We start from the raw sequence: 2,063 nt of genomic DNA, 5'->3' as shown, positions 1-2,063 counted from the left end.
GGACCAGCCTGATCTCGCTGCCCCTATGGCTGAACAGCCAAACCCACCTGGACTCGCAGGTCGCCGCGACCGTGCTCGGCGCGTTGCTGGTGGCGACCGGCGCGGCCCTGGCGGCCCGGCGGCTGATCGCGCCCCAGGCCTTCATCGCCCCCGTCGTCGCGACGGTCGCGGGCCTGCTGCTGAACCTGCTGCTGCGCGAGGTCTTCAGCCGGCACGCGTCGATCGCGCCGCTCCTGGTGTTCGCTCAGGTGCTGGGCCTGTCCGCGCTGATCGCCGGCGCGGGCCTGGCCGCCGGCCTGCGCCAAACGCCCCAGACCCGTACACTACTGCTGGCCATCGGCGCGGTCGGCGCGGCCCTGCTCGCCAACCTGGCCTGGCCCCTTCTGGACCACCTGCCCAAGGCTCTCCCCGGTCATGAGGGCGGGCTAGCCGCCGGTCTGACCGCTCTGCTGCTGGCGGCGGGCGCCGCCCTCATCGCCCGACGAGTCGAGGAGCCCGCGCGCGATCCTGGCCTGGGCCTGTGGGTCGCCGCCGCGGCGGAACTGGCCTTCCTGACCATTCACGCCCTGACGCCCGACCATGCCGAGCCCGTCGCCATTGCCTTGGCCGCCCTGGCCCTGGCGGCCGGCGCCAACCGGCTGATCTGGCGCGGACTGGCCGCCACKGCGGTGGCCGGCGCCATCGTCACCCTGAGCACGATGCTGCGGCCCGCCTTCGTGCTCGACGCGACCACCGGCAGGCTGCCGCTGCTGTCGCTGGTCGTCGTTACTCTCCTGGCGGTCGTCGCCCTGGGCGTGGCCGCGCGGATCGTCGGGGCCAGGCGGCGCGACCATCGCACAGAGGCTGAGGCCCTCTCGACCGCCGCACTGCTGACCCTGCTGACCGGCCTGTTCCTGATCCTGCACGCGGTGCTGGCCCGGGCCAAACCGCCCGCCGACGGCGTCAACGCGTTGCTGGAGGCCTCGCTGCGCACCGCCTTGGTGTTGAGCGCCGGCCTGCTGCTCGCCACGCGAGGTCGGCCCGACGACGGGGTCATCGCGCGCTGGAGACTGATCGTCGTGGTGACCGCCGGCGCGGCCCATGGCCTGGTGACCGGTGGTCTGTGGCTGCATCCCTGGTGGGGATCGGGAAGCCTCGCGGGCGGTCTGCCGTTGCTCAACGACCTGCTGCTGAYCTTCCTGGCCCCAGCCCTGCTGCTGGCCGCCACGGCCCGCGCCCGTCCCGATCCCTCTGACCGCTGGACCCGGGGCTGGATCGCCGCGGCCGCGCTGTTCGCCCTGCTCTGGGCGGTGACCGCCGTCCGCCAGGCCTTCCACGGCGCGACCCTGCACATCGACCCGATCGGCCGGGCCGAGGCCTGCGCCTATGCGGTGATCGGTCTGCTGACCGCCCGCGCCTTCCTCATCGACCGTTTGAGAACCTCGCGCGCCGCCTGGCTGCACGCCGCCGCGCCCGCCGTCGGGTGGACCGCGCTGGTCGCCGCGCTGGCGGTGTTCGGCTGGCTGGCCAGCCCTTGGTGGGGCCCCTCCGAGAGGCCGATGGCCTCGGCAGGGCATGTGGTTCTTGTCCTGGCCCTCTACGTCGCGGGGTCGGGCGCGGCGCTCAGCCTGCGGCGCGGGGCCGGCGCCTTCGACCGCGCCGCCCTGTGCCTATCGGTCGGCGTGCTGTTCGCCCTGGTCACCCTGGCTGTCCGCTTCGCCTTCCACGGCGCGGACATGCGCCAGGGCCTGGATCGCGGCGGGCTGGAAACCTGGACCTTCTCGGCGGTGTGGACGGTGTTTGGTCTGGTGGTGCTGTTCCGCGCCTCGGCCCGCAAGGACGTCTCCCTGCGTTGGCTGGGACTGATCGTCCTGCTGGCCACCGCCGGCAAGGTGTTGCTGTTCGACATGGCCACGCTGGACGGCGTGGTCCGCGCCGCCTCGTTCCTGGCGGTGGGCGCCCTGTTTATCGCCGGAGCCCTGGTGGCGCGCAGGCTGAACGCGGGGCACAAAGGAACGGCCGACGAATCCCCTGACAGGAGCCGCGCCGCATGAGCCAGACCTCGCAGATCACCCGTCGAGGAG

Annotated in this window: 1 protein-coding gene; it reads left to right on the top strand. The window is 73.3% G+C overall.

Going from position 1 to position 2,063, the window contains the following annotated elements; translation table 11 throughout:
* On the top strand, positions 1-2,033 hold a 2,033-nt coding region (locus AC1DZ6_RS24120; protein WP_477099635.1), incomplete at its 5' end, for a DUF2339 domain-containing protein.
* Positions 2,034-2,063 lie beyond the last annotated feature (30 nt).

Source organism: Caulobacter sp. P1_B12_2 (assembly GCF_056406675.1).
This window is presented reverse-complemented; position numbering and strand designations above follow the sequence as displayed.